Source organism: Ruegeria sp. SAZD011, from assembly GCF_059612545.1.
The window spans coordinates 35,064-55,551 of the sequence record NZ_JBXWQU010000036.1 but is presented as its reverse complement, the minus strand read 5'-3'; the positions used below and the strand labels follow the sequence as shown (position 1 = coordinate 55,551).

Below are 20,488 nucleotides of genomic sequence, written 5' to 3'. Positions count from 1 at the left end.
GTGTGCTATCCCTTGAGCGATAGCGTGTGCTGGCGCAGCCAGGCCATGAAGCCGCGCGGGTCACGGCCCAGCATCTCCATGTCCTGATCCGGGATCGGCGCGCCAATCACCGGCGCCTGCGGTTTCTTGCAGGAACGGACGATTTCATGCAACAGGAGACCCTGCCGCAGGATCGGCGAGACCTGACAGGCAATCTGATAGGCGCGCGAGTTGCGACCGGGGAAATAGATCGGTACCACGCGCGCGCCGGACCGGCGGATCATCTGGGCGGTGAACACGTTCCATTCCCGTTCGACCGGCGGCCCCCACCAGCTGTCCGAGGACATCACCACGCCCGACGGGAACAGGGCCACCACGCCTCCGGCCTTGAGATGTGCCATCGCATTGGCCCGCATCTCGACCATCTTGCGCTGGGCCTCGGGGTCATGGGGGAACGGCACCGGGATCATGAAGCTGGTTGCCGCCTCGTCGAGCCCGGTCAGGACCGAGCGGGTGAGGATGCGGTAGTCCTGCCGGACCCGGCCGATCAGTTCGGCCAGGATCATGCCATCGACCATCCCGTGCGGATGGTTGGCGACCACCACGACCGGCCCCTCCCTGGGAATGCGGGCGATCTGTTCGGCGGGCGTCAACAGGTCGATACCCATCGTCTTGAGCGCGCCGCCCCAGAACTTCTGACCGCGATATTGTTCGTTGGTCTTTTCGAACCGGTTGACCATGCGCAGGATGGTCAGTTTGCCCGTCATCCACTCGATCGTCCGAATCCAGGTCGAGGTCCAGCGATCGTCAAAGGAATTGGCATAGGTCAGGGTGCGGCGGTCATAGACCTCGCCCGGCGGGGTGGACGGTTGCGCCGCCGATCCTGTCTTGCTGTTCTGCGCGGTTTCCACCACTTGGTCTTGTTCCGTTCTTCAGGTCGCGCACGACGGGGTCAGAAACCCTCGCCGAACTTGTCGTTCACCAACGCCTCGAGCGCATCCGCCAGGGCATCCGCGTCCGGGCCGGAGGTCTCGACGTCAATAGTGGTTCCGCGCGCGGCTGCCAACATCAAAAGCCCCATGATACTGTCACCCGATGCGGACAGTCCGTCGCGCGACACTTCAGCGGTCGCGTCGAAGCCTTCGACGACCTCGACCAGCTTGGCCGATGCCCGGGCATGGAGGCCCTTTTCGTTGATGATCTTCAATGTTCGTTGCGCCATTCAGTTCCGTCCAGGCTCAATCCAGTGTCACGTTCTGTGTGTTGATATACTTGCGCCCTGCCTCCATCGCCGCCCGTACTGCATCCCCCACCGGCAAGTGCCGGCTTTTTGCAAGCTTGATCAGCATCGGCAGGTTGGCGCCATATAGAATACGCCGATCGGCGGGCGCGCAAGCACGCAGGCTGAGATTGGAGGGCGAGCCACCAAAAAGATCGGTCACGACCACGACGCCATCCCCGGCATCGACAGCATTTGCGGCTGCAAGAATTTCCTGCTGCTTCTCGTCCCGGTCATGATCTGCCTCGATCGCGATCGCGACCAGGCCCGGCTGATGCCCGACCACATGTTCGACGGCGGCCAGATATTCCCGGGCCAACCCCCCATGTGCAACGATCACTATTCCGATCAATCCGGCCTCACATCCGGCTTGCGCCGTTCCATTTCGCGATGCCTAATTGACACCTGCTCGCCCCCATCCGCAAGGGCCTTTGCCACCGCCTCGGCCAATGCGACCGACCTGTGTTGCCCCCCGGTACACCCGAATCCGACGCTCAGATGCGTCTTTCCTTCGTGCCGAAAGGCCGGCAGCAGGGATCGCAGCAACTCGGTGACCCGTTCGAAAAACGGCAGATACTGAGGATCGGCATGTACGAAAGAGGCCACGGCCGGGTCACGTCCATTCGACGCACGCAACGCGGGCTGCCAATAGGGATTGGCCAGAAACCGGCAGTCGAACACCATGTCCAAGCCCCGCGGCAGGCCCCGCTTGAACGAAAAGCTCTCGACCGAGATGGCCAGCATGCTGCCGTCCGAGGGGGCGAACCACCGTTCGACCTCTCTGCGCAGCTGGTGGACATTCAGGGCTGTGGTGTCGATCAGCGTATCGGCCGCCTCACGAATGGGCCGCAACAGTTCCAGCTCACGCTCGACCCCCGCCAAAGGGCTGGAACCCGGCGACATCGGATGGCGGCGCCGCGTTTCCGAGAACCGGCGCAGCAAGACGTCGGCGCTGCAATCCAGATAGAGGGTGGTCACCTGAAAACCGTCAAGGCCACTTAACCTCTTGGAAAGATCAAGAAATCCCTCGGTCGAGAAGTCCCGGTTGCGCGCATCGAGGCCCAGCGCCAGCGGGCGACGCAACGCCGGCCCGTCGAGCAGGCGCATCAACAGGCCCATGGGCAGGTTGTCGATCGCCTCGAAGCCGAGATCCTCAAGTACATTGATCGCCGTGGAGCGCCCCGCGCCGGACGGCCCTGTCACAAAAACGACCTGAGATGTCTCGCTCATGGAAATAGCGCTTCGGGGGCTGCACGCCCCGCCTTGAGAAGTTGGATCAACGATGCTGCTAAATGGGGGACATCCGGTCGAAAAAGCAAGGGAAGCGAATGCCTCAACAGAAATATTTCGCGAAATTCGGGCAATCTCTGCGGTTCAGGCCGGTCCAGATCCAGCACATGGGTAAGTCGGACCGGGCCGACCGTTTCGGCCTGCAAAAGGCCAAGTCCGCGCGCCTCGATCAAGCCCCTTATGGTATCGGGCGCATCGGCCAGTATCCCTTGTTGTGTGGCGCCAAGCGAGACCCGGTCATCCGAAACAAGGCACGCACCCAGCGCCATCATCTCGAGCGCCAGGGCCGATTTCCCCGCCCCCGAAGCGCCCGTGATCAGCAGCCCACACCCGGCGACCGCGACACAGCTGGCATGGACCACGGCCTGGTCACGATCCTTCAGGCCGAGGAGGGCAGCAGGTTCCACGGGCTCAGATCGGCAAACCCACGACAAAGCGGGCACCAAGCGGATCCGAGGTGACGTCCGCCTCGGTCGGGCGGATGTTCTCGGCCCAGATCACGCCGCCATGCGCCTCGACAATCTGTTTCGAGATCGCAAGCCCAAGGCCGGAATTGTTGCCGAAATGCTCCTCGGGGCGCTGTGAATAGAACCGTTTGAAAATCTTCGACAGCGCCTCGTCCGGGATGCCCGGCCCGGTATCCTCAACCACGATCAGCACGCGATTGGCACGGTGGCGCGCCCAGACGCGGATCGCGTCCCCGTCCTCGCAGAAAGAGATCGCATTGGTGATCAGGTTGACGAAAACCTGCGCCAGCCGCGCCTCGAGCCCCTGGATCATGATCGGGTCGGGCGGCATGTCGGTGATATAGTCGATGCCCTTGGAACGCGCGTCCTCGCCCAGATACTGGTTGAGATTGTCGAGCATGGTCAGAAGATTGAAGGATTGCTCCTCTTCCTTGACCAGTTCGGCGTCGAGCCGCGAGGCGTTCGAGATGTCGCTGACCAACCGGTCCAGCCGGCGCACGTCATGTTCGATGACCGAGAGCAGCTTGTCGCGCTGATCCTCGCGCCGGACCATGCGCAGGGTTCCCACCGCCGATTGCAGGCTGGCAAGCGGGTTCTTGATCTCGTGCGCCACGTCGGCGGCGAACTGTTCATTGCCCTCGATCCGGTTATACAGCGCCGAGACCATGCCGCGCAGCGCCCGGCTGAGCCTGCCGATCTCGTCGGGGCGAGCCGACAAATCGGGGATACGAATGCGACCGGGGTTCATCCGCCGAGAGTTGCGGTCGCGCCCCAGTTCGGCAGCCTCCGCCAGGTCGGCCAGCGGGTTCGCAATCGTCGAGGCGAGAACAAGGCTCAACCCCACCGAGACCAGCAGCGCGACCACGAACATCTGCAAGACCCGCTCGCGGTCACGGCGGGCCAGCGCGTCGATTTCACCCGCCGGGCTCGCCATCGCGACGGCCCCGATGGGTGTTCCAGCCTGCAAGATCGGCGTCGCCGCCGCGATCACGGTGCCGCCTGCGGTGTTCAGAACCGTTTCGACACGGGTCTCTCCCTCAAGCGCGCCGGGCAGGAGCAGTGCGATTTGCGTCTCGAGCGACGGCGCCGTGCTGTTGGGCGCACCGGCAAAGACCGAGGACACCCCTCGCCACAAACCGCTGAGCGCATCGGTTATGATGGTGCTACCGCCCTTATCCTCGAACAGCGCCTGAAGACCGGGATTGACCTCGATGCCCTTGCCTTGCCCGACCATGTTGCGCGCCGCGTCGAACACGAAGACCTCGGCGCCGCGGCGCAGGCTGAGACCCTCGAGCGTCGCGGCCACATCCACCCCGTCCCCGGTAGCCAGGTTCACCGGGGCGCTTCCGGTGATCTGCGCCTCGAACACATCGGCGACCAGCTGCGTCTCGCCGACCAGCGCACCGGCGCGCTGCACCACCAGCCCGTCACGCGCATCATTGAGATAGAGGATTCCGGCAACCAGAATGATCAGTGCGATCAGGTTGAAGGTGATGATCTTGCGTGTCAGCGGCGAGCCACGCAGCGAAAACAGGCTGCGCCGGGCCCGCTTGACCCGCAACTCTCTGGACACGGTGCTTTGCGGGGCGACCCAGTCGTCGCCCAGCACAACGTCACCGCTGCGATCGCTTTCTGAGGTGCCGGTGTCGCGCACGCGCTCCCCCTCGAGGCGCCCGATCCCGGGCGGTTATTCTTCGTTATATCTGTAACCGATCCCGTAGAGCGTCTCAATCGCTGCAAAATCCGGATCGGCGCTGCGCATCTTCTTGCGCAGGCGTTTGATATGGCTGTCGATGGTCCGGTCGTCCACATAGACCTGATCGTCATAGGCCACGTCCATCAACTGGTCGCGGCTCTTGACGAAGCCGGGACGCTGGGCCAGCGCCTGCAACAGCAGGAACTCGGTGACGGTCAGCGACACATCCACCCCTTTCCAACTGACCGCATGACGCAGCGGGTCCATCCGCAGATGACCGCGTTCCATCACCTTGGTCTCGCTTGTGGTGGTGCCGGCGGCATCTCCCGCGACCGCTTCCTGCCGCCGCAACAGCGCGCGAATCCGCTCTACCAGCAGGCGCTGCGAGAACGGTTTCTTGACGTAGTCGTCGGCGCCCATGCGCAGGCCCAGAACCTCGTCGATCTCGTCATCCTTCGACGTCAGAAAGATGACCGGCATCTGGGTTTTCTGGCGCAACCGCTGCAACAGGTCCATCCCGTCCATGCGCGGCATCTTGATATCGAGCACAGCCATGTCCGGCAATTTCTTGTTGAACGCGTCAAGGGCCGCTTGACCATCGTTATAGGTTTCGACCTCGAATCCCTCTGCCTCGAGAGTCATCGAAACGGATGTCAGGATGTTCCTGTCATCATCAACCAAAGCAATCTTTGACATTTTGAGTGCCCCTATACTGCTCGCTTCTGCCTTATTTTTTCCTCATTCATCGCTCTTTTAGCTTTGCGAATCAATCTGAAACTGCGAATCGCCGTTTCGCTGTCCACAATTGGTGCAAAAAAATCCTAACGTGATCTGAATTCGAGCCCTAAGAATTGGCGTCGATTTCATGGTTGCGCTAAACTGTGATTTGGTTGCGCTAACTGCGCCAAAGCGTCCTGTTCATGTCCCAAAGCGTCATGTTAAGACCCCGCTCACCGGCCGATTTGCCGGATCCAAGCCCCAAGGGCGCCAGCAGGCCCACGCGGGTCGCGCGCCGACACACGGAGAAAAAACGCATGACATCTGGACGGGTTAACCCGCAATTCCGCCTCGAGGATCAGGGCATCGAGGGTCTGGGCAATGTCTATTACAACTTCATGGAACCGGCGCTGATCGAAGCGGCGCTGAAGCGGGGCGAGGGAACGCTGGGCAATGGCGGCGCCTTCCTTGTCACCACCGGCAAGTTCACCGGTCGCTCGCCCAAGGACAAGCACGTGGTCAAGACCGCCAGCGTTGCCGACAGCATCTGGTGGGACAACAATGCCGAGATGACCCCCGAAGGGTTCGACGCGCTGTATGACGACATGCTGGCCCATATGAAGGGCAAGGATTACTTCGTACAGGATCTGGTCGGCGGCGCCGACCCGGCCTATTCGATCAACGTGCGCATGGTCACCGAACTGGCCTGGCACAACCTGTTCATCCGCCACCTGCTGCGCCGCCCGGCGCGCGAGGATCTGAACGAGTTCGTGGCCGATTTCACCGTCATCAACTGCCCCAGCTTCCAGGCCGATCCGGCCAAGCATGGCTGCCGCAGCGAGACCGTGATCGCGATGAACTTCGACCGCAAGCTGATTCTGATCGGCGGCACCGAATATGCGGGCGAGAACAAGAAATCGGTGTTCACCCTGCTGAACTACATGCTGCCGGAAAAAGGCGTGATGCCGATGCACTGCTCGGCCAACCACGCGGTCGGCAACCCGGTCGACACCGCCGTCTTCTTTGGCCTCAGCGGCACCGGCAAGACGACGCTGTCGGCCGATCCGGCGCGCGTGCTGATCGGCGATGACGAACATGGCTGGTCGGATCGCGGCACCTTCAACTTCGAAGGCGGCTGCTATGCCAAGACCATCAACCTCAACCCCGAGGCCGAGCCGGAAATCTACGCCACCACCACCAAGTTTGGCACCGTGATCGAGAACATGGTGTTCGATGAAGAGACCAAAGAACTGGATTTCGACGATGACAGCCTGACGGCCAACATGCGGTGCGCCTATCCGCTGGAATACATCTCGAACGCCTCGGCCTCGGCCCTGGGCGGGCATCCCAAGAACATCATCATGCTGACCTGCGACGCCTTTGGCGTGCTGCCGCCGATCGCGCGGCTGACCCCGGCACAGGCGATGTATCACTTCCTGTCGGGCTTCACCTCGAAAGTGGCCGGAACCGAGCGGGGCGTGACCGAGCCGCAGCCGACCTTCTCGACCTGCTTTGGCGCGCCCTTCATGCCGCGCCGCCCCGAGGTCTATGGCAACCTGCTGCGCGACAAGATCGCCCGTCACGGAGCGACCTGCTGGCTGGTCAACACCGGCTGGACCGGCGGCGCCTATGGCGTTGGCAGCCGGATGCCGATCAAGGCCACCCGCGCCCTGCTGACCGCCGCGCTCAATGGCTCGCTCAACAATGCCGAGTTCCGCAAGGACGCCAATTTCGGCTTTGACGTGCCGGTGTCGGTGCCGGGCGTGGCCGAGGTTCTGCTGGATCCGCGCCGCACCTGGGACGATCAGGGTGCCTTTGACAAGCAGGCGGCCAAGCTGGTGCAGATGTTCGCCGACAATTTCGAACAGTATGTCCCCTATATCGACGAGGACGTGAAGGCCGTCGCCATCGGCTGATCCGTCGGAAACCAGATCAAAGGCCCCGCTATACGGCGGGGCCTTTTTCGTTCAGTGGTGCCGCCCGCCCTGACGCTCCAGTTCCTGCTGGATCAGCAGCGGGTCGATTTCGTCCAGCGGGCGGTTCGATTTCACCGACAGCGCCGCCGCGATGCCGGCCCCCTGTCCCGTCACCGCGCAGCAGGCCATGTTCCGGGTGGCCGCATGGCTGATCCGGTCACCGCCGGTGATGCGCCCCGCGACCAGCAGGTTTTTCACCTTGCGCGGCAGCAGGTTGCGATAGGGCATCTGGAAATAGCGCCCCGTGGTGGGCAGGATCAGGATGCCGTAGCCATCAATGAACTCGGGGAAGATACCGATGGAATCCTCGAACCGGCCCTGTTCGCGCACATCCGTCTCGGTCATGTTGTAAAGGCAATCGACCTTGCGGGTATCGCGGATACCGATCGACATGCCGAAATTGCGCAGGCGAATATTCTCGCATCCGGGCGTATAGCGGCGCAGCGCCTCGATGGCCAGCATGGTCTGGCGGCGGCCCTCGATCTCGTAAGTGGTCAGGCTGTCGGGGTCGGTGCCGTCGCATCCATCGAGATGGATGAGGTTCATATAGGTAAGTTCGCCGGTGTCATGCACCGCGCCCCAGGTGCCCGAGATGGTGTTCAGATGCGGCGGGATCAGCCCGTCGCGGATCGCCTGCTGGAAAGGCTTCTTGAGGAAGGGCGAGAACATGTCATCCTCTTTCCCCGAGGTCTCGATATTCCACTCGCCGCCGCCCCAGTCCTTGTAGGTCTGCGGATCAGCCTTGATCCCGTCCATGAACCGCTGCTTGTCCACTCCGGCCAGATGAAACATGACCGAGGCCGCCATCATCTGTTCGGCAGGCGTCTTGTAAACGGGCGCTCCGGCGCGGGCCACGACGTCGGCATCGCCGGTGGCGTCGATCACCCGCTTGGCCAGGATCGCCTCGCGCCCGGATTTCGATTCGGTGACGATGCCGATGATCGTGTCGCCCTCCATCAGGGGCGCCACAAAGAAGCGGTGCAGCATGGGGCGGATATTGGGCTCGTCCAGCACCATCCGGTCGGCGACCAGCTTGAACCCCTCGCTGTCGATCTCGTGGCTCAGCGACTGGCTTTCGGGCACGGCGGCCCCCATTTCCTTGGCCTTCTCCTCGAACTCGCGGGCGATGCCGTTGGATTCGATGGTCTGTTCATGGCGATACCAGTGCATCCCCTCGACCCCGACGACGGTCAGGTTGCCACCGAAACAGCCGAACCGTTCGACCAGCGTGACCTCGGCGCCAGCCCGTGCAGCTGCCAGGGCGGCAGGAAGGCCACCCGGCCCCGAGCCCACCACCAGCACATCGGTTTCATGTACGATGTCGATTTCGCGCGCCGGTTCGGAGATGCGTCTGGCCATATGTGCCCCTTGTCGAGAATCTGTTGAACGCTCGCCGCAGCTTTCGCCCAACCGAGACAGGTTCTCGTCGCCGGCGCGACCGATTCTCTTCCATTTGCGACGTTTTCTTTGCCGGCCGGGCGAACTGCCCGCAAAAAACACTCAGAGTTAACAGAAATAACACCCGTAAGTCATACGCCTGTTACACGTGTTTGTTTTTTGTGGATTAATGACGGCATTTGTGTGTTTCATTCCCCATGTCCGATGCAGACCCCAAACTCCCCCATCGGGGCCACGAGCTTCTCGACGTTCTCGCCCGCCTCGGCGGATCCGCGCGCAACGCCCAGATCGCGCAGGTGATGGACGTCTCAGAAGAGACGGTCCGCCGCCTGGTCAAAACCCTGGCCAAGCAGAGCAAGGTCGAACGGGTGCATGGCGGCACCTACCTGCGTGGCTCGCAGGACGCACCGATGTACTCCGGCGCGCTGGAGCAGCAACCCAAGGAAAAGACCCGCATCGCCAAGGGTGTGCTGGAACTGATCCGAGACGGCATGACCCTGTTCATCAATGTCGGTTCGACCACAACCTATGTCGCCGAACAGCTGCGCGAGCGGCGCGACCTGACCGTGGTCACCAATTCGATCTCGACCGTCGCGTCGCTGGCAGAACACAATGGCAGCCGCGTGTTTCTTGCCGGGGGCGAGGTGTCGCGCTCGGAACGGGGGTGTTTTGGCCGTGCCACCGAGGAGTTTGCCCGCCAATTCGCCTTTGACGCTTTGGTGATCGGCGCCGATGCGCTATCGCCGGAACTGGGTGTGCTTGCCGCCAATCCGCGCGAGGCCGATCTGACCCGCGCGCTATTGGGCAATGCCAGCCGGGTGATCGTGGCCGCCGATTTCCGCAAGTTCACCGCCCTTGCCCCCTGTATCGCCGCACCGCTGGAGGCGGTTACCGACCTGGTGACCGACGCCGCACCGCCGGATGCGCTGCAAGACGCTCTCGACCGTTGCGGGGTGGCTACGCACCTCGCAGCAAAATCGGGCCGTATCACGACCCGGACACCGCCGCCCCGGGACAAGGGGCACTCAAACACAAACCACAAAACGCTAACCATTCCGACGGAGGTCTCATGAAACGCATTCTTCTCTCCGGCGTCGCCGCCCTGGCCCTGCCCGGTGCTGCGCTTGCCGCCTGTCCCGCCGTGACCGTTGCCGACCCGATGGGTGTCGCCTCGGGCACCTTTCCGCAGCAATACGACCTGGCCGAGTTCCAGTCTGCTGCCGGCTGCACCTTGGATTTTGCCGAAAACCCTGCGATTGGCGACCTGAACGCCCGCATCAAGGGCAACCCCGCTCTGCCGCCGTTGGCCGAACGCCTGCCCTCCGAGCCGCTGGTTGTCGCTCCCTATGACGGGATCGGCCAGTATGGCGGTCAGTTCGACGCGCTGTCGAACGCCACCGAATCCGGCACCTCGGATTTCCTTTCGGTGCGCCATGTGAACCTGTTCCGCTATTCCGACGACCTGCAAACCGTGGTACCGAATGTCGCCAAGTCCTGGGAATGGAACGATGATTTCACCCAGCTGACGGTGCATCTGCGCGCGGGTCACAAATGGTCGGACGGCGCGCCCTTTACCGCCGCCGACGTGGTGTTCTGGTATGACAACCTGATGATGGACACCAATGTCATGGCCGAGCCCAAGGACTATGCCCTGGCCGGTGGCAAGCCGATGAAGGTCGAGGCTGTCGATGACACCACCGTCCGGTTCACGCTGGAAGCGCCCAAGCCGGGCCTGATCGAGACCTTCTCGTTCACCTATGTGCAGCCCTTCCAGCCCAGGCATTTCTTTGGCCAGTTCCACCCGGCGCTGGATGCCAACGCGGACGCCAATGCACAGGCGCTCGGCTATGAAAACGGCTATGAGCTGATCAAGGCCTATTACGGCAACTCGGACTGGATGGACACGCCCTCGCCCATGCTGACGGCGGGCGACAAGCTGGCCGGGCTGCCCAAGGACACCATGCCGACGCTGGAAAGCCATATCCTGGTGAAGGAAACCACCGAGGGCCGGCACTATGTCGCCAACCCCTATTTCTTCCAGGTGGACACGACGGGCAACCAACTGCCCTATATCTCGGAAATGGACGAGACCTATGTGGGCGACGAAGAAGTCCGCACGCTGAAACTGTTGAACGGCGAGGTGGATTACAAGTCGCAGGCGGTCAACCTGACCCAGGCGCCGGTTCTGCTGGAAGGCCAGGAAAAGGGCAACTACACCGTCGACGTGAAACCCGGCATCGCCAGCGCGACGCTGACCTTCAACGTCACCTCCGAGGATCTGGGCAAGCGCGCCGTCTTCAACGATGTGCGGTTCCGTACCGCCATGTCGGTGGCCATCGACCGCGATCAGCTGAACGAGGTCGTCGCCTTTGGTTTGGGCACGCCGACCCAGTATATCGGCTTCTCACCGCGCCCCGATTTCATCGACGAGAAATGGTCGAACCACGAGATCGCGTTTGATCCCGACCGCGCCCGCGCCCTGCTGGACGAGGTCGGCCTGGTCGACAAGGACGGCGATGGCGACCGCGATCTGCCCAATGGCGACCCGTTCGTTCTGGACTGGCAGTTCTCGACCCAGGCCAGTTCCTCGCAGTTGGTGGAACTGATCGCGCAGAACTGGACCGATGTGGGCGTGACCACCACCATCAAGGAAGTTACCTCGGACGAATACCGCTCTTCGCAATCGGCCAATACGCTGGACGTGATGATGTGGGGCAAGGGCCAGCCTGCCGGTTCGATCCTGGGCGATGGCGAGATTTGGGTGCCGCCGTTTGACGGCTATTTCGACGTGCGCACCGGCATGCTCTGGGCCGAGTGGATCAGCTCGAACGGATCCGCCGGGGTGGAACCCCCCGCATGGGTGGCCGAGTTGAAAGGCGAACTGGACACCTACCAGTCGAGTGCACCGGGCACCGAAGCCTCGATTGCCGCCGCGCAGAAAATGGTCGAGATCATGACCGGCCAGGTCCTGTTCATCGGCACCATCAACGCCCCGGCCCCGGTCTATCACTCGAACAAGCTCAAGAACTTCCCCGAGTTCAAGACGCAGTCCTACGAGTTCTATCGGACCTATCCCTATCGCCCCGCCCAGTGGTGGCTGAGCGAATAAGGACGCCTTGGAAACGGGCGGCGCGGCTGCCCGTTTCCCCCTTCCCTTCAACGAGGTCTCGATGCTTCATTTCGCGCGCTTCGCCGCCACACGGGCGGTCATGGCATTGGTCACTCTGGTGATCGTGTCGCTGATCGTCTTTTCGCTGATGGAGCTGGTTCCCGGCGACTGTGCCGAGCGTTACCTCGCCTACAAGAACACCCAAGGCTCGGCCATCACGCTGGCCGATATCGCGGCCGAGCGCGCCCGGCTGGGGCTGGATCAACCGTTCCTGACCCGCTGGACCAGCTGGCTGGCCGGCGCGTTCAAGGGCGATTTCGGCGATAGCTGCATCCTGCGCGTCGATATCGCGCAACTCTTGGGCGACAAGTTCTGGATCTCGCTCTGGATATGTCTCGGCGCGCTGTTCGTGGCCTATATGATCGCCATTCCGGTCGGCATCATCTCGGCCGCCTCGCGCAATCCGTACCTGAACAACTCGCTGCGCGTAGTCAGCTATCTGGGGCTGGCGATGCCGAACTTCCTGCTGGCGCTGATGGTGATGCTGATCTCGACCGTCTATTTCGGCGAGACGCTGACGGGCCTGTTTTCGCCCGAATACAAGGAGGCGCCCTGGTCCGTTGACCGGGTGCTGGACCTGCTGAAACATGCCTGGCTGCCTGTGTTTATCCTGGGTTGGTCGGCCACCGCCTTTGCCCTGCAAACGGTGCGGGCACTGATGTCGGACGAGATTGGCAAGCTATACGTCACCGCCGCCGCCGCGCGTGGGCTTTATGGCCGGCGCCTGTTGTGGCGCTATCCAGCGCGGCACGCGCTGGGGCCGATTGTCAACAGCCTTGGCTTTGACCTCAACCGTATCTTCAACGAACTGCCCATCGTGGCGCTGATCCTGACCCTGACCGAGGCCGGATCGCTGCTGCTCGAAGCCCTGGCGCGCTCGAACGACCAGCAACTGGCGGGTGCCATCATTTTCCTTCTGACCGCCTCGATCGTGACGTTGAACTTTGCCACCGACATCCTGCTGGCGGTGATCGACCCGCGCGTGCGCAAGAGCATCCTGAGGTGATCCGATGACAGCCCCAAGCCAGACCGCCAAGGAAGCCTATTTCACCGCCTCGCAGCGGCAGTTGATCTGGGCACGTTTCAAGAAACAGCGCGCCGCCATGGTGGCGGCCACCGTGCTGGTGGTGCTGATCTTGTCGGGCCTCTTTGCCCCCTTCCTGTCACCCTATGACCCCACGGTCGCGGGACGCGACAAGGATTATCTGAACGGCGCGCCGCAGGTACCTAAGTTCTGCGACAAGAACGGCTGTTCGCTGCGCCCCTTCCTGCATACGGTCACCCGTGAACGCTCGCTTGCCACCAATTTCCGCTGGGTGGAAAAGGTGAACGAGGATGAGCGGCGCTATGTGCAGTTCTTTGTTCAGGGCGATAGCTACAAGCTCTTTGGCTTTATCCCCGGCAACATCCACCTGTTCGGCATGGATCAGGGCTATGTCCACCTGTTCGGCACCGACAGCGCGGGCAAGGATATCTTCAGCCGCACCCTGCACGCGGTCTGGACCTCGCTTCAGGTCGGAACGCTAGGGGTGCTGATCTCTTTCGTGTTGGCGCTCGCCATCGGCGGGATCGCGGGCTATTACGGCGGCATGGTGGACAGCGTGATCCAGATGGTGACGGATGCGGTCCGCACCATACCCTCGATCCCGCTCTTCATGGCCATCGCCGCATTCATCCCGCCGGAATGGTCGGCCGAGACGCGGTTTTTTGTCATTACCCTGATCCTTGGGCTGGTGGGCTGGCCGACGCTGGCGCGGCGGGTGCGCACCCATCTCTTGACAGAGCGCAATCAGGAATACGTGCTGGCAGCCCAGCTGTGCGGAGCCTCGCCCAGCCACATCATCCGGCGCCACCTGCTGCCCAGTTTCACCAGCTACATCATCGTCGATCTGGTGATCTCGTTTCCTTATGTCGTGCTCAGCGAAACGGCGCTCAGCTTCATCGGGCTTGGCCTCAAGGACCCGGTCAACAGCCTGGGCGTGATGTTGCAGAACGTGACCAAGGCCGACGTGCTGCTGAACTATCAGTGGTATTTCATCCCGGTCCTGTTCTTCATCGCGCTGGTCATGGCCTTTGTCTTTGTCGGCGACGGGCTGCGCGACGCGGCCGATCCCTATTCGGAGAGCCGCAAATGAGCCTGATCGACGTCGAGAACCTGACGCTGCAATTCCGCACCGACGAGGGGCTGATCACCGCAGTTGAGGATGTGTCGTTCTCGCTTGCCCCGGGCGAGGTGATGGGGCTGGTGGGCGAAAGCGGTTCGGGCAAATCGGTGACCGCCAAGGCGCTGATGAAGCTGAACGCCGCCAATGCCGTCTATGACCCCGCCACCCGGATCACCCTGCACCTGGACAGCGGGCCAGTGGATGTGATGTCGCTGAAGCGCCCGCGGGACATGGAGATCGTGCGCGGCGGCGCTGTCAGCATGATATTTCAGGAACCGATGGCCAGCTTTGCGCCAGCGATGACCATCGGCAGCCAGATGGTTGAACAGCTGCTGATCCACACCGATCTGAGCAAGCGCGCCGCGCGGGATCTGTCGATCGAGATGCTCGACCGCGTCGGCATCTCGGACGCGGCCAGCCGGTTCAACCAATATGCGTTCGAGCTGTCGGGCGGCATGCGCCAGCGCGCGATGATCGCCATGGCGCTTTCCACCCGACCGAAACTTCTGATCGCGGATGAACCGACCACGGCGCTGGATGTGACCATCCAGGCGCAGGTGATCGACCTGATGAAGGATCTGGTGGCCGAGTTCGGCATGGGCATCATCTTTATCACCCATGACCTGGGCGTGGTGGCGCAGACCGCCGACAAGGTGGCGGTGATGTATCTGGGCCGCATGGTCGAACAGGGCCCGGTGCGCGAGGTGATCCGCAACCCGCGCCACCCCTATACCCGTGGATTGATCGACGCGCTGCCGCAACTGGACGATCTGGACAAACCCTTGATGCCGGTGCCGGGCGACATCCCCTCGCCGCTGGAACGGCCCGAGGGCTGCGTGTTCCACACCCGCTGCACCCGGATCATCGGCGATATCTGCCGCACTGCGGTGCCGGGCTGGGCCGATACCGGCCCGGATCACCGCACCGCCTGTCATCTCTGCCATCAGGACACCGCCGCATGACCGAGGAACTGCTGATCGAAACCCGCGATCTGACGGTGGGCTTTCCCGTCGGCGGGCGTCTCTTCAACAAGAAGACGCTCAAGGCGGTGGACGGGATTTCCATCGGCATTCCGCGCGGGTCGTTCTTTGGCGTGGTGGGCGAAAGCGGCTCGGGCAAGACCACGCTGGGCCGGGCGCTGCTCAACGCGGTGCCGATCACCGGCGGCCATGCAACCTATCACGATGACGAGGTGCGTTACGACCTCGCCACCCTCTCCGGCGGTGAGTTGAAGGATTACCGCAAACGCGCGCAACTGATCTTTCAGGACCCATACGCTGCGCTCAGCCCGCGCATGACAGTGCGCGACATCATCGCCGAACCGCTTGAGGTGATGGGGCTGACCGCCTCGCGCGAGGAAACTGATGCCCGCGTGCGCGAGATTGCCGCGAAATGCCGGTTGAACCTGGAACATCTGCGCCGCTTTCCGCATGCCTTCTCGGGCGGACAGCGGCAGCGGATCTCGATCGCGCGCGCGCTGGTGTCGGGGCCGCGTTTCGTGGTGGCCGACGAATCCGTCGCCGCGCTGGATGTGTCGATCCAGGCCGATATCCTGAACCTGCTGAAAAACCTCCAGTCTGAGTTGGGCCTGACCTACATGTTCATCAGCCACGACCTGAGCGTGGTGGCCCATAGCTGTGACCATGTGGCGGTGATGTATCTGGGCCGGATCGTGGAAAGCGCGCCGACCCGCAAGCTGTTCGCAGCACCACGCCACCCCTATACCAAGGCGCTGTTTTCGGCGATCCCGTCGCTCGACCCCGATGACCGGGACCGTGCGCAAAAGCTTGAGGGTGAGATCCCCTCTCCCACCAACCAGCCGCCGGGGTGCAAGTTCCACACCCGCTGCCCTCATGCGACGGACCTGTGCAAGACCCGCGAACCCGTGTTGCAAACAGAGGGCGGCCACGCGGTTGCCTGCCATCGCTGGCAAGAGCTTCTATAGTCTGCGATTTTCCGCTCTTTGATATCCAGCACCGCCTGCACAGGACAGGCGGTATTGCCACTTGCCTCAGAACGCGGTTGCTTTTTCACTCCGTTAGCGCTAACAGATTCCCGACCGAACCAAGCGGGCGCATGGATGGAGGACGGCATGACTCTGAAAGTTGCAATCAACGGCTTTGGCCGGATCGGGCGCGGGGTGCTGCGGGCTCTGGTGGAAAGCGGCGCCGAGGATATCGAGGTGGTGGCGATCAACGACCTTGCCAGCCCCGAGACCCTGGCGCATCTGCTGAAATACGACAGCGTGCATGGCCGTCTGCGTGCACGAGTGCTGGTCGAGGGCGACCGCATGATCGTGGGCCGCAACAGCATCCGCCTGACAGCGATCCGAAACCCCGAGGATCTGCCCTGGTCCGATGTCGATATTGCCTATGAATGCACCGGGCTGTTCACTGCGCGCGAACAGGCCGCGCGGCATCTTGAGAACGGGTCGAAACGGGTGCTGATCTCGGCCCCCGGCAAGGAAGCGGACCGTACCGTGGTCTTTGGCGTCAACGACAATACGCTGACCGCTGACGATCTGATCGTGTCCAATGCCTCGTGCACCACCAATTGCCTGGCGCCGATGGCGATGGTGCTGGACCGCGCCTTTGGCATCAAGACCGGCTACATGACCACCATTCACGCCTATACCGGCGACCAGCCGACCCATGACACCGCGCATCGCGATCTCTATCGCGCGCGGGCGGCCTCGGTCTCGATGATCCCCACCTCGACCGGCGCGGCACGCGCCATTTCCGAGGTGCTGCCGCATCTCAAGGGCCGGCTCGAAGGCTCGGCGATCCGGGTGCCCACGCCGAATGTCTCGCTGGTCGACCTGAGCTTTGTGCCCGAACGCCCGGCCACCCGCGAGGCGGTGAACGCCGCCATCCGTGCCGCCGCCGAGGGGCCGCTGTCCGGTATCCTCGCCTATGAAGAGGATCCGCTGGTCTCGGTCGATTTCAACCACGACAGCCACTCCTCGTGCTTTGCCGCTGCCCAGACCAGCGTCACCGCCGACGGGCTGGTGCGGGTGGTCAGCTGGTATGACAACGAATGGGGCTTTTCCAACCGGATGCTGGATACCGGGCGCCGGATCGGCACATTGCTGATCGCCCCCCAACGGCTTGCGGGTTGAGCCATCTGGCCGGGCCCTGTTCCCTCTCCTCCGGGCCCGGCCTCTCTTGCACCCGCGCGGATGACGCGCCAGACTCGGGCCATGAGCGACACGCGCCCGCCCCCCGTCTACAAACTGCGCCTCGTTTTTGGCGAAACCGGCATGATTGGCCCGGGCAAGGCGGCGTTGCTGGACCATATCGCGCAGACTGGTTCGATCGCGGCGGCGGGGCGCGCGATGGGGATGAGTTACAAGCGGGCTTGGCAATTGGTCGAGACGATGAACGCCATGTTCCGTGACCCGGTGGTGACGCGCGCCCGAGGCGGCGCCCAAGGTGGCAGCGCCACCCTGACCCCGACCGGACAGGAGGTTCTGGCCGCCTATCGCCGGTTCGAAACCGCCTGCCACAACGCGGGCGCCCCACATGCAAAGCAGCTGCAATCCCTGCTACGAAAGGACGAGACCGGCAGTTAGCCCTTGCACCCGCTGGCGCCCATAGCGATATTTCCGTCCAGACATATCGCCTGCCGGAGCCTCGCTTGCCATTTACCCTGTTCTTTCGTGCCCTGCTTTGCGCCCTGCTGCTTGCCGGACCTGCGTGCGCGGAACAGGTTACCGTCTTTGCGGCCGCCAGCCTGAAAACCGCGCTGGACGAGATCGCCGCCAGTTTCGAGGCGGCGACAGGCAACAGCGTTACCCTCTCTTTTGCGGGGTCCTCGGTTCTGGCGCGGCAGATCGGGCTGGGTGCCCCGGCGCAGGTATTCGTCTCGGCCAATCCCGGCTGGATGGACTGGCTGGCTGATCAGGGCCGGATCGATCCCACCAGCCGGCGCGACCTGGTGTCGAACCGGGTGGTCTTGGTCGCCCCGGCGGAACACACGTCGTCGGACCCACTTGACGATCTGGCCGCCGGGACAGGGCGGATCGCCATGGCACTGGTCGACGCAGTACCGGCAGGGCAATACGGCAAAGCGGCATTGTCCCAGTTGGGCCTGTGGGAGCAGCTTTCGACGCGCGTTGTCCAGACCGACAACGCCCGCGCCGCGCTGGCGCTGGTGGCCACCGGCGCCGTGCCCTTTGGCATCGTCTATGCCACCGATGCGCGCGCCGACCCGCGGGTCACTCAACTGATGACCTTTGCCACCGACAGCCATCCGCCGATCCTCTATCCAGCCGCATTGGTCGCGGGGCAAGAGAATGCCGCGGCGCGTTCCTTCCTTGTGCATCTGTTTGACGCCGAGGCGCAGGCGGTCTTTGTCCGGCATGGCTTCCTGCCGGTGGAGGATTGACCCATGGCGTGGCTCGGCCCCGATGAATGGCAGGCAGTGGCCCTGTCGCTGAAGGTCTCGACCTGGGCGACGGCGCTGTCGCTTCCGCTGGCGCTTCTCGTGGCGCATGCGCTGGCGCGCGGGCGGTTTCCGGGCAAGACGCTACTCAACGGGCTGGTGCACCTGCCGCTGATCCTGCCCCCGGTGGTGACGGGCTATCTGCTGCTGCTCGGTTTCGGGCCGACTGGCGCGCTGGGACAGGCGCTGGCTTCGGTTGGCCTGACACTGGCCTTTCACTGGACCGGGGCGGCGCTGGCTGCGGCAGTGATGGGCTTTCCGCTGATGGTACGCGCCATCCGCCTGTCTATCGAGGCGGTGGATCCGAAACTGGAACAGGCCGCCGCCACGCTGGGCGCCTCACGCATCTGGGTCTTTGCCACCGTCACCCTGCCCTTGATCCTGCCCGGCCTGATCGCCGGGGCGATCCTCGGCTTTGCCAAGGCGATGGGAGAGTTCGGGGCGACGATCACCTTTGTCTCGAACATCCCCGGCCAGACCCAGACCGTGCCCTCGGCCATCTATGCCTTCTTGCAAGTTCCCGGCGGGGAGAGCGCTGCTGCGCGGCTGGTGATGATCTCGGTCGCGCTGGCGCTGGGGGCACTCCTGGCCTCAGAGGTACTGGCCCGGCGCGCTGCCAGAAGGGTGGCGGGCACATGAAGCTTGAGGTTGAACTGCGCCATCCGATGCAGGGTTTCACTCTGGACGTAGCCTTTGCAGCGCCGCCTGGCCTGACCGTGTTGTTCGGGCGCTCGGGCAGCGGCAAGACCACGGTGATCAACGCGGTGGCGGGTCTCTTGAACCCCGAACGGGGGCGTGTCGCGCTGGGGGACCAAGTTTTACAGGACAGCGCCAGTCGAACCTGGCTGCCGCCGCATCGTCGGCGCATGGGTTATGTGTTTCAGGACGCCCGCCTGTTCCCGCATCTGACCGTGCGGCAGAACCTGGGCTATGGTCGCTGGTTCTCGGGCCGGGCCGGGCCTGCCTCTCCGGCACAGGTGATCGAGATGCTGGGTATAGGCTCTTTGCTAGACCGCCGCCCCGGTGCCCTGTCGGGGGGAGAGCGTCAGCGGGTCGCGATCGGCCGCGCGCTCCTGTCCAATCCGCGCGCTATCCTGGCGGACGAACCGCTCGCCGCACTGGACGAGGCGCGCAAGGCCGAGATCCTGCCCTATCTGGAAAGGCTGCGTGACGAGACCCGGATCCCGATCCTCTATGTCAGCCACTCCGCCGCCGAGGTCGCCCGGCTGGCCACGACCGTCATCGTGCTACAGGACGGGCGCGTGATCCGACAGGGCAGCGCCGCCGAAGTGTTGGCCGACCCTGCCGTCACTCCGCTGGGCGCCCGCGCCGCGGGCGCGATCCTGACAGCGCGGGTGATTGCCCATCACGCCGACGGCCTGACCGAGCTTGAGTCCGGGGGCGAACGCCTGTTCCTGCCCCGCATCGCGCAGCCCGAGGGCACGGTGCTGCGCCTGCGTATCCCGGCACAGGACGTGATCCTGTCCCGGCAGCGCCCCGAGGGGCTTTCGGCACTCAATATCCTGTCCGGTCATGTGGCGCAGATCCGCAGCGGTGACGGGCCGGGCGCGTTGGTCTCGGTGACCACCCGCGCGGGCACCGTTCTGGCCCGCATCACGCGCCGATCGGCCGCCGCACTAGCTCTGACCACGGGCGCGCCCTGCCACGCTGTCATCAAGTCGGTCGCCATCGCACCCGAAGATATCGGCCGCTGACATCACGCGAACGACGAATGCCCCTTGCGCATGTTCCGCCGCTTGGCTAAACCCGCGCGGCACGGGTGATTAGCTCAGTTGGTAGAGCGCTTCGTTTACACCGAAGATGTCGGGAGTTCGAGTCTCTCATCACCCACCATCCCAGCATGAGACACACGCGTTCGCCGGCCTCGGAACGCCACAAAGAATCAAAA

General features: G+C 63.4%; 20 protein-coding genes and 1 tRNA gene. 13 read left to right on the top strand and 8 right to left on the bottom strand.

All coding sequences use genetic code 11. From position 1 onward, the window contains the following. Nucleotides 1-5: 5 nt before the first annotated feature. The 7 genes from AC2FLM_RS18470 to AC2FLM_RS18440 are packed head-to-tail and all read right to left on the bottom strand — an operon-like array spanning nt 6 to nt 5,407. A complete protein-coding gene (locus AC2FLM_RS18470) occupies nt 6-890 on the bottom strand; it encodes a lysophospholipid acyltransferase family protein (RefSeq protein WP_496859426.1) in 885 nt (294 codons plus the stop codon). Between the two features lie 41 nt (nt 891-931). Beyond that, a complete protein-coding gene (locus AC2FLM_RS18465; protein ID WP_011046465.1) occupies nt 932-1,201 on the bottom strand; it encodes an HPr family phosphocarrier protein in 270 nt (89 codons plus the stop codon). Nucleotides 1,202-1,217: 16 nt separating this feature from the next. Next, nucleotides 1,218-1,610 carry a PTS sugar transporter subunit IIA gene (locus tag AC2FLM_RS18460; protein ID WP_234221899.1) on the bottom strand — a complete coding sequence of 131 codons (393 nt, stop codon included), beginning with the start codon at nt 1,608-1,610 and terminating at the stop codon, nt 1,218-1,220. After that, entirely contained in the window at nt 1,607-2,488 is an 882-nt protein-coding gene (rapZ, locus tag AC2FLM_RS18455; RefSeq protein WP_496859425.1) for an RNase adapter RapZ, read from the bottom strand. The genes AC2FLM_RS18460 and rapZ overlap by 4 nt, the downstream gene beginning before the upstream one ends. Further along, a complete protein-coding gene (locus AC2FLM_RS18450; RefSeq protein WP_234221901.1) occupies nt 2,485-2,955 on the bottom strand; it encodes an HPr kinase/phosphatase C-terminal domain-containing protein in 471 nt (156 codons plus the stop codon). The genes rapZ and AC2FLM_RS18450 overlap by 4 nt, the downstream gene beginning before the upstream one ends. Before the next feature lie 4 nt (nt 2,956-2,959). Beyond that, nucleotides 2,960-4,669, bottom strand: coding sequence for a sensor N-terminal transmembrane domain-containing protein (locus AC2FLM_RS18445; RefSeq protein ID WP_496859424.1), 1,710 nt, complete (start codon nt 4,667-4,669; stop codon nt 2,960-2,962). A 33-nt stretch (nt 4,670-4,702) separates the two neighbouring features. Then, nucleotides 4,703-5,407, bottom strand: coding sequence for a response regulator transcription factor (locus tag AC2FLM_RS18440; RefSeq protein WP_234221903.1), 705 nt, complete (start codon nt 5,405-5,407; stop codon nt 4,703-4,705). A gap of 338 nt (nt 5,408-5,745) precedes the next feature. Here AC2FLM_RS18440 and AC2FLM_RS18435 point away from each other — a divergent pair, with 338 nt between their 5' ends. Beyond that, on the top strand, nt 5,746-7,344 hold the full coding sequence (locus AC2FLM_RS18435; protein ID WP_234221904.1) for a phosphoenolpyruvate carboxykinase: 1,599 nt from the start codon (nt 5,746-5,748) through the stop codon (nt 7,342-7,344). A 51-nt stretch (nt 7,345-7,395) separates the two neighbouring features. Here AC2FLM_RS18435 and AC2FLM_RS18430 read toward each other — a convergent pair whose 3' ends face one another. After that, nucleotides 7,396-8,763 (bottom strand): FAD-dependent oxidoreductase, encoded by a 1,368-nt coding sequence (locus AC2FLM_RS18430; protein WP_234221905.1) that lies wholly within the window; start codon nt 8,761-8,763, stop codon nt 7,396-7,398. 236 nt (nt 8,764-8,999) lie between these two features. On the opposite strand from AC2FLM_RS18430, the gene AC2FLM_RS18425 reads away from it, so the two are divergent. The 12 genes from AC2FLM_RS18425 to AC2FLM_RS18370 all read left to right on the top strand — a co-directional run bounded on the left by AC2FLM_RS18425 (nt 9,000) and on the right by AC2FLM_RS18370 (nt 20,433). Beyond that, on the top strand, nt 9,000-9,875 hold the full coding sequence (locus AC2FLM_RS18425) for a DeoR/GlpR family DNA-binding transcription regulator (protein ID WP_234145632.1): 876 nt from the start codon (nt 9,000-9,002) through the stop codon (nt 9,873-9,875). Beyond that, nucleotides 9,872-11,911 (top strand): ABC transporter substrate-binding protein, encoded by a 2,040-nt coding sequence (locus AC2FLM_RS18420; RefSeq protein WP_496859423.1) that lies wholly within the window; start codon nt 9,872-9,874, stop codon nt 11,909-11,911. The genes AC2FLM_RS18425 and AC2FLM_RS18420 overlap by 4 nt, the downstream gene beginning before the upstream one ends. A 61-nt stretch (nt 11,912-11,972) precedes the next feature. After that, a complete protein-coding gene (locus AC2FLM_RS18415) occupies nt 11,973-12,977 on the top strand; it encodes an ABC transporter permease (protein WP_496859422.1) in 1,005 nt (334 codons plus the stop codon). 4 nt (nt 12,978-12,981) lie between these two features. Further along, nucleotides 12,982-14,106 carry an ABC transporter permease gene (locus tag AC2FLM_RS18410; protein ID WP_234163931.1) on the top strand — a complete coding sequence of 375 codons (1,125 nt, stop codon included), beginning with the start codon at nt 12,982-12,984 and terminating at the stop codon, nt 14,104-14,106. Next, nucleotides 14,103-15,098 carry an ABC transporter ATP-binding protein gene (locus tag AC2FLM_RS18405; protein ID WP_234145634.1) on the top strand — a complete coding sequence of 332 codons (996 nt, stop codon included), beginning with the start codon at nt 14,103-14,105 and terminating at the stop codon, nt 15,096-15,098. The genes AC2FLM_RS18410 and AC2FLM_RS18405 overlap by 4 nt, the downstream gene beginning before the upstream one ends. Then, nucleotides 15,095-16,081: an ABC transporter ATP-binding protein gene (locus AC2FLM_RS18400; RefSeq protein WP_496859421.1), complete on the top strand. Its 987-nt coding sequence runs from the start codon at nt 15,095-15,097 to the stop codon at nt 16,079-16,081. Before AC2FLM_RS18405 ends, AC2FLM_RS18400 begins: the two co-directional genes overlap by 4 nt. 147 nt (nt 16,082-16,228) lie before the next feature. Then, nucleotides 16,229-17,254 (top strand): type I glyceraldehyde-3-phosphate dehydrogenase, encoded by a 1,026-nt coding sequence (gene gap, locus AC2FLM_RS18395; protein WP_234145636.1) that lies wholly within the window; start codon nt 16,229-16,231, stop codon nt 17,252-17,254. Between the two features lie 81 nt (nt 17,255-17,335). Then, nucleotides 17,336-17,707 carry a winged helix-turn-helix domain-containing protein gene (locus AC2FLM_RS18390; RefSeq protein ID WP_234167349.1) on the top strand — a complete coding sequence of 124 codons (372 nt, stop codon included), beginning with the start codon at nt 17,336-17,338 and terminating at the stop codon, nt 17,705-17,707. Between the two features lie 65 nt (nt 17,708-17,772). Next, nucleotides 17,773-18,522: a molybdate ABC transporter substrate-binding protein gene (gene modA, locus AC2FLM_RS18385; protein WP_496859420.1), complete on the top strand. Its 750-nt coding sequence runs from the start codon at nt 17,773-17,775 to the stop codon at nt 18,520-18,522. 3 nt (nt 18,523-18,525) lie between these two features. Then, nucleotides 18,526-19,218, top strand: coding sequence for a molybdate ABC transporter permease subunit (gene modB / locus AC2FLM_RS18380; protein WP_496859419.1), 693 nt, complete (start codon nt 18,526-18,528; stop codon nt 19,216-19,218). Then, a complete protein-coding gene (modC, locus tag AC2FLM_RS18375) occupies nt 19,215-20,294 on the top strand; it encodes a molybdenum ABC transporter ATP-binding protein (RefSeq protein ID WP_496859418.1) in 1,080 nt (359 codons plus the stop codon). The genes modB and modC overlap by 4 nt, the downstream gene beginning before the upstream one ends. Nucleotides 20,295-20,357: 63 nt before the next feature. Further along, nucleotides 20,358-20,433 (top strand) — tRNA-Val (locus AC2FLM_RS18370). Nucleotides 20,434-20,488: the final 55 nt, after the last annotated feature.